Source organism: Halomonas sp. NPDC076908, from assembly GCF_050269715.1.
In the GTDB taxonomy this organism is placed as follows: Bacteria; Pseudomonadota; Gammaproteobacteria; order Pseudomonadales; family Halomonadaceae; genus Vreelandella.
In genome coordinates, this window is the sequence record NZ_JBNNIW010000069.1 from 1 (window position 1) to 6,627 (window position 6,627).

Annotated in this window: 6 protein-coding genes and 1 pseudogene; 6 read left to right on the top strand and 1 reads right to left on the bottom strand. The window is 45.6% G+C overall.

The window, feature by feature from the left end; translation table 11 throughout:
- Positions 1-531 precede the first annotated feature (531 nt).
- Genes ACQKE4_RS19870 through ACQKE4_RS19895 form a run of 6 tightly spaced genes read left to right on the top strand, consistent with a single transcriptional unit; the run spans position 532 to position 5,613 of the window.
- The gene (locus ACQKE4_RS19870; protein WP_096921788.1) at positions 532-1,623 is read left to right on the top strand and encodes an alpha-hydroxy acid oxidase; all 1,092 of its coding nucleotides are present in this window, start codon (positions 532-534) and stop codon (positions 1,621-1,623) included.
- 23 nt (positions 1,624-1,646) lie between these two features.
- Positions 1,647-2,159 (top strand): VOC family protein, encoded by a 513-nt coding sequence (locus ACQKE4_RS19875; protein WP_096921787.1) that lies wholly within the window; start codon positions 1,647-1,649, stop codon positions 2,157-2,159.
- On the top strand, positions 2,086-3,132 hold the full coding sequence (locus tag ACQKE4_RS19880) for a phytanoyl-CoA dioxygenase family protein (RefSeq protein WP_240525283.1): 1,047 nt from the start codon (positions 2,086-2,088) through the stop codon (positions 3,130-3,132). Before ACQKE4_RS19875 ends, ACQKE4_RS19880 begins: the two co-directional genes overlap by 74 nt.
- A gap of 3 nt (positions 3,133-3,135) precedes the next feature.
- Positions 3,136-4,473 carry a PLP-dependent aminotransferase family protein gene (locus tag ACQKE4_RS19885; RefSeq protein WP_096921785.1) on the top strand — a complete coding sequence of 446 codons (1,338 nt, stop codon included), beginning with the start codon at positions 3,136-3,138 and terminating at the stop codon, positions 4,471-4,473.
- Positions 4,470-5,372: a DMT family transporter gene (locus ACQKE4_RS19890; RefSeq protein ID WP_096921784.1), complete on the top strand. Its 903-nt coding sequence runs from the start codon at positions 4,470-4,472 to the stop codon at positions 5,370-5,372. The genes ACQKE4_RS19885 and ACQKE4_RS19890 overlap by 4 nt, the downstream gene beginning before the upstream one ends.
- 13 nt (positions 5,373-5,385) lie before the next feature.
- Positions 5,386-5,613: a tautomerase family protein gene (locus ACQKE4_RS19895; RefSeq protein WP_260851367.1), complete on the top strand. Its 228-nt coding sequence runs from the start codon at positions 5,386-5,388 to the stop codon at positions 5,611-5,613.
- A gap of 90 nt (positions 5,614-5,703) precedes the next feature.
- Here ACQKE4_RS19895 and ACQKE4_RS19900 read toward each other — a convergent pair.
- Positions 5,704-6,531: pseudogene (locus tag ACQKE4_RS19900) on the bottom strand (IS30 family transposase); the annotation flags it as partial.
- Positions 6,532-6,627 lie beyond the last annotated feature (96 nt).

The window sequence follows — 6,627 nt, forward strand, 5'->3', positions numbered from 1 at the left end:
GGATGGCAGGAAGCAGTACAAGGTCTCGCCGGAGTTATTGAGACCTCTCCGGGACGTGAAGTAGGTCAACTACGTCTTGGAATGAACGCTTACTCCTGCTGGGCAATCTCCATGTCGGGGGTGACATTCACCAGCACCGTGGGGGTGATTCATCTAGATCCAAACCGAGGCTCAAAATCAAGCACCTATCCATGCCGTACCTCTTACCATTACTGAGGCTCTATCGGAGGGGGAGTACACTAATCACAATGAGCATGAAACTTCTCTATTTAATCTAAATTAGCCGCATAGAATATTAAAGCGACATGAATATAAAACAGTTATAAATCAATCGTACTTTGCAAGTATGTAAGAAATAACTTACATGCTTTAAGAAATAACTTACATTTTTTTAAGAAATAACTTACATCACAGCTCAGCTAGCGCACCTATTCTCAGTTCGTAGCCCCCTTCAAAGCGGTAACGCCACATAGCACACATTATTATAACTATCCAATCTAATTAACAGCTAAATTAGACGAGGGAACGAGTATGGTTCCAGTGTGTATTGAAGATTGGCAATCGATTGCAAAACGCCACTTACCCCCAGAAGTTTATGACTTTATTGACGGTGGGGCTGGAAGTGAGCAATCATTGCAAGAAAATATTTGCGCACTGGAACGTGTAAAGCTTCTTTCCAGAGTTCTGCGAGGAATAGAAAAAGTAGACCCATTCACCACTCGTTTGGCTCGCATCCTTGGAAACCAATGCCCAACACCTCCCATACTTGTGGCTCCGAGTGCGCATCATAAACTCGTTCACCCTGAAGGAGAGCTCGCAACAATTAAAGCTGCGAACCAGAATGGAGTCCCCTTCATCCTAAGCACTATGTCAGATTTTCCTGTGGAAACAGTATGCGAAAAGTCAGACGCACCAGTTATGTTTCAACTCTATCTGTATAAAGATCGTCAAATTAACAGGGATCTTATTCAGCGAGCACAAGATTCTGGTTGCAGCGCTTTAGTTCTCACTGTAGACGTTCCTCTCATGGGTGCACGACTGCGTGACCGCCGCAATGAATTTAGCGTTAACAGATATAGAAATGAAAGTTATTTGCAAGGGCAAATAAAGCATCAGTGTATCCCTGTCTCAGGAAATTCAGGAGTCGCGGCTTTCGTTGCTGATCAATTAGAGCCCGCTATTTCTTGGGCAGATGTAGAATGGGTTAAATACCATACTAATATGCCACTGATTTTGAAAGGCATACTGCACCCACTAGATGCGGAAATTGCTCTGCAGCATGAAGTAGATGCCCTCTACCTTTCTAACCACGGCGGGCGTCAACTCGACCACCATGTTTCCGCCATTAGTATGTTACCACATATTCGTCAACGGCTAGGCAATGTGATACCGATTATCGTAGATGGCGGTATTCGCAGTGGCGCAGATATCCTTAAGGCTCTTGCTTTAGGTGCCGATGCTGTGGGCGTAGGTCGTCCAGTTCTTTGGGGGCTTGCTGCTGAAGGTGCGCAAGGAGTAGCCAGAGTATTGGAACAGCTGAGTGAAGATTTACATCTTTGCATGCATCTCTGCGGATGCGCCTCCCTTGCGGAAGTCAATAATGAAATCATTTGGATCGAGTGAACCACACGCCAAGGAGAACACTCATGACTAATAGCTGCGAAACCACTTCAAAGCTAATGCTCAAACATAAAGCCCAAAAAATCGATCATGTTGCAATTGCAGTACTAGATCTTGAGCAGGCCATTGGCTATTACAGCATGATCGGATTCAGCCTCATAGACCGTATGACTACCACTGGTGCCCGCAGCGCAATGAATTCCGCAGTAATGGAAGCTGGCCCGATTAAATTCGTCTTGCTCGAAGGAGCAGATGAAAACTCTCAAATAACCCGTTTTATTAATGAATACGGTCCAGGCCCACAGCACATTGCCATTGAGGTGGATAATGTGGAGGGAGTATGCAAAGAACTAGAAAGCGAAGGCTTGACATTTAGCACCCAAATCATTAAAGGCTCCGATCTGATCCAGCGTTTTACCGTTCGCTGCCCTAACTCTGGCGTTATGATTGAGTTTATCGAAAGGAATGAAGAAGAAGGCTTCTCTGAAAAAAATGTTGAAGACCTTTTCCGACAGCTTGAAGCAAGTGACTCTTATTAATAAAAATGCAGCAATGGCTCTGTCCAATAAAACACATATAAAGGATTGCAACATGTGTGCAGATAAATTTAAATTAAGCACGCAAGAAAAAACTCTCTTGCCTAGTAATGAAGACGTACGTTTTTATCAAAAGCACGGCTGGTTCATAACCGAGAAAATTTTTACCGATGATGAACTTAATGCTTTCGTAAAGGAAAGTCACGATTACTATGAGGGGAAAAGGGATAGGCATTTGCCAACAATCCCTCCTACCCTAGCTTATTGGGTTCCAGAAGATGGAGACGTTGCCCGCAATAATGACTATGTTCACTATGAAAGCTACACCTTTCGAAAACTATTAACAAAACCAATCATTGGAGCCATCGCTGCACGTCTCGCACAAACCGATGAAATAAGAATATGGAATAGCGCTCTCATTACCAAGCCTGCTCGGGGAGAGTTTGAGGCAGAGGGAATGTTCCGCCCAGTGGTTCCATGGCATAAAGATGCGCACTACTGGTCGACCTGCTCGTCAAACAAGCTTCTCACGGCTTTTATCAATTTTTATGACTGCTATGAAAATATGGGCGCTTTGGAAATGATTGACGGCAGCAACCGGTGGCGGGAGATTGATGCCGATGACAGTATTACTCAGCATTTTGGGAATCGCAGCGTAGATGAACTACAAACTATGCTGGAAGAAACAGCCAAACTCAACGACGACACGGTCAGAAAAATCGCCATGGTTGGAAAACGTGGTCATATCAGCTTTCATAACTGTAATACCTTCCATGGCAGCCCTCCTAACTACAGCAAAGTTGATAGAGTCTCAATTTCTCTGCACTTACAAGATAGAGCTAATAGCTACAAGCAGCATATTTTAGCCGACGGCTCAAAGTTAAAATATAATAATGATTACTTCTGCCGTTTAGACCATGCAGGCAATCCGGATTACACTGATCCAGACTTCTGCCCAAAAATCTGGAAGGAATAAGTTATGGGTGCGTCGACTCATCAGGCAAACCGAGATGAACTTATACTTCACTCATCTTTAACTGACCCATGCTTAAACACTATGACGTTCCTTAATGATATTGCCAGCCAATATCCTGAAGCAATATCGTTCGCCCCTGGTCGCCCTATAGAAAAGGACTTTAAATTCGGCGACATCAGCTTTTATATAAATATTTATATCGATCATCTTATGAAAAATGAGCATCGCTCAGAGAGCGGCGTGATAACTCAATTATTTCAATACGGCCCCTCAGAAGGATATATTCGCGCACTCATTGCTGACATGCTGAATATAACAGACGGTATTACTTGCTCCCCAGAGGATATTGTAGTCACGTCTGGTGCACAGGAGGGAATGCTACTAATTTTACGTGCTCTTTTTTCTGATAGTGACGATGTTTTACTAGTTCCTCAACCTGTTTATGTAGGCATTATTGGCGCAGCAAGATTGTTGGACATCCGCATTGAGACATTCGATATCCATGAACACGGTGTGGAAATTAGTGAAATTAAGGAAAAAATTCAAGCCACAGAAGCAGAGGGGGGAAAAGTCAAAGCCCTTTACATCAATGCTGATTTCTGCAACCCCATCGGTATATCCCTACCGCTTAATCAGCGCAAAGAGTTGGTCAAACTTGCCCGCAATTACAATCTAACCTTGTTAGAAGACAACCCTTATGGCATTTTCGGATCAGAGAGGAGTATTAATCCTACCTTGATCTCACTCGACCTGCATAATAACCACGTTGCATACCTCGGTTCGTTCTCTAAAACATTATTTCCCGGTGTACGGGTGGGGTTTATTGTTTCCAGACGATTATCCTTAGCATTAACAAAGATAAAAAGTATGCTTACACTCAACACTTCACCTATTGGCCAAGCAATTGTAGGCGGCGTACTACTGGAGTGCCAAGGGGACCTTCGACACCACTGTAAAACAAAAATAAATTTTTATCTAAATAATCTAGACGATTTACTAAATCAATTAGACGCAAGCTTTCCCGAGGGATCCCACTTACGGTCACAAATATCATGGAATCGACCTAAAGGTGGTTTTTTCCTAGTGCTCAGGCTTCCTTTCCCAGTTAATTTGTCGCTGCTAAAAATCTCTGCTGAGCAGCATGGTGTTCTTTGGACACCCATGGAAATATTTTACTCACCGCCTAGAGAGTCCAATGAAATCAGGCTCTCGTTCAGCTATCTAACCCCTGAGGAACTCAAAGAAGGAGTCATCCGGTTGAGTGACTTTATAAAAGAATGTATGGCTATAAACACGCCTAAAGCTTTTAATAAGCAAAGTAAAGGAGACGAGTATAAATGACCGCTTTTCTGTACTTCGCTTGCATTATGGTATGGGGGTCGTCATGGATTGCCATTCAAATGCAGTTGGGGGACGTACCGATACTGGCCTCTATTTTCTACCGCTTCGTAATCGCGGCCCTACTGCTTCTCCCATGCCTAATTATTATTAAAAAATTACAAAAAACAAAACCTATTGACCATCTTTGGTTTGTTGGACAAGGAGTGTGTTTCTTTTCTTTAAATTTCTTATGCTTTTATCATGCTACGCAATATATCCCCAGCGGAATTGTCGCTATCATTTTTTCCACAGTGCTGCTTTTTAATAGTATAAACCGTTGGCTATTCTTACATCAGAACACCTCACTGAGTGAATTCGCAGGAATGTTTTTTGGCGTAGCAGGCATTATTCTTTTATTCTGGCGTGAGCTGACACAGCAAATTTTCGGCGCAGATCTGTTCACTGGCATACTATTCGCGTTACTGGGAACATTGATTTTTTCATTTGGCAATATGATATCTATTCGTAACAGTTCCAAAGGCATCACTCCACTAACCAGCAATGGTTATTCTATGGGGTACGGAGCTCTGATCTTATTGTTAGCTGTCATCCTCACAGGAACGCCCTTTAAGTTCAGTTTTACTTACCAATATATTCTCAGCCTACTTTACCTTTCAGCTTTTGCATCCGTACTAGGGTTCACTATTTATTTGACTCTGGTGAATAAGATCGGCATCAATAAGGCTGCATATTGCATGGTGGCCTTCCCAGTCGTAGCGATACTGATTTCCACATTATTTGAAGACTTCCACTGGGATCCAACTACTTTTTCAGGTGTTGGCGTTATCATCTTCGGTAATTTTTTGATGGTCTCTAAGTTAGAGTGGCGCATCAAAAAACCGTCAAGAGAGCAGAGCTAACAACATTTTCTACATTTCATACACGAATAAGGAACTATCTATGCCCGTCGTTACTATCGCCCAGTCTCCAGGCCGGACGTTGGAGCAAAAACGTGAGCTCATCAAGAAAATTACCGAAGCATTTGTCGACAGCTATAATGTCAAACCGGAATCTGTCACAATATTCCTCCAAGATTATGACGACCAAAACTGGGGCAAAGCGGGTCTATTGCATATAGACACAAAGCATACCAAGGGTTAATTTGGATATCATCCAATGCCGTTGCCTTGTTTCTTCATCAAGTATTATAGGACATACTTAATTCTCAATTGCGGGTTTTCGGCCCTAGATTCAAGCAATAAGTGCAACACCTGCTGTGTCCAGGGCTCCTGAGTACTCTCCCAGGAACACCTGTGCCGGTATCCGGTAACCGAGTCGCTTTCGAGGGCGGTCATTGAGCTTCCTGACCACCCTGCGCAGCTCGGCATCGGTGACCTGACGGAAGTCTGTCCCCTTGGGGAAGTACTGCCTGATCAGGCCATTGGTATTCTCGTTGCTCCCACGCTGGCCGGAGCAGTAAGGGTCACAAAAGTAGATATCTGCGCTGACCGCCTGGCCAACGGCGACGTGACTGGCAAACTCGGAGCCATTGTCCAGAGTGATGGTCTTCACAGCTCCCCGGCGTGGCTTCAACAGCCGGATCATGGCCGCTTGCGTCAGGTCTGCTGAGACCCTGGGCAACCGTGCTGCCAGGAGATAACCACTACGCCGCTCTACCAGGGTGACCAGGCCCGATTGCTTGTGCCCCTGAACCACGGTGTCACCCTCCCAATGCCCGATGAAGCGGCGTTCCTCGACCTCCGCCGGGCGATGCTCGATGCCCACGCGATGGGGGATCCTGCCAAGTCCTGCGCTTTTGGCCCGGGCACGGCGTTTGCTGTGCCGCCGGGGCTGACGAAGGTGCCGCCACAGGCCGCCACCCCGGGCCTTGTCATCCCGGACCAGGGAGTAGATCCACTGGTGGCTAACGCCCACGCCGATCAAGGGGGCCATGAAGCCGCTGATCTGCTCGGGACTCCACTCCTCGCGGAGCCGTCTGGCGACGAAGTCCATCAGGCTGGGTAGGCGCTTCGTCCACTTCCAGGCGGTGCGGCGTCGATGGTCGCTACGTTGCTGGGCCGTAAGCGTTCATTCCACGACGTTCTGCCACCCCGCTAAAATTCGCCCTAAAGTAACCTCACAGTTTCCAAGCGAGGTTACCCCCATGAGAAAGCA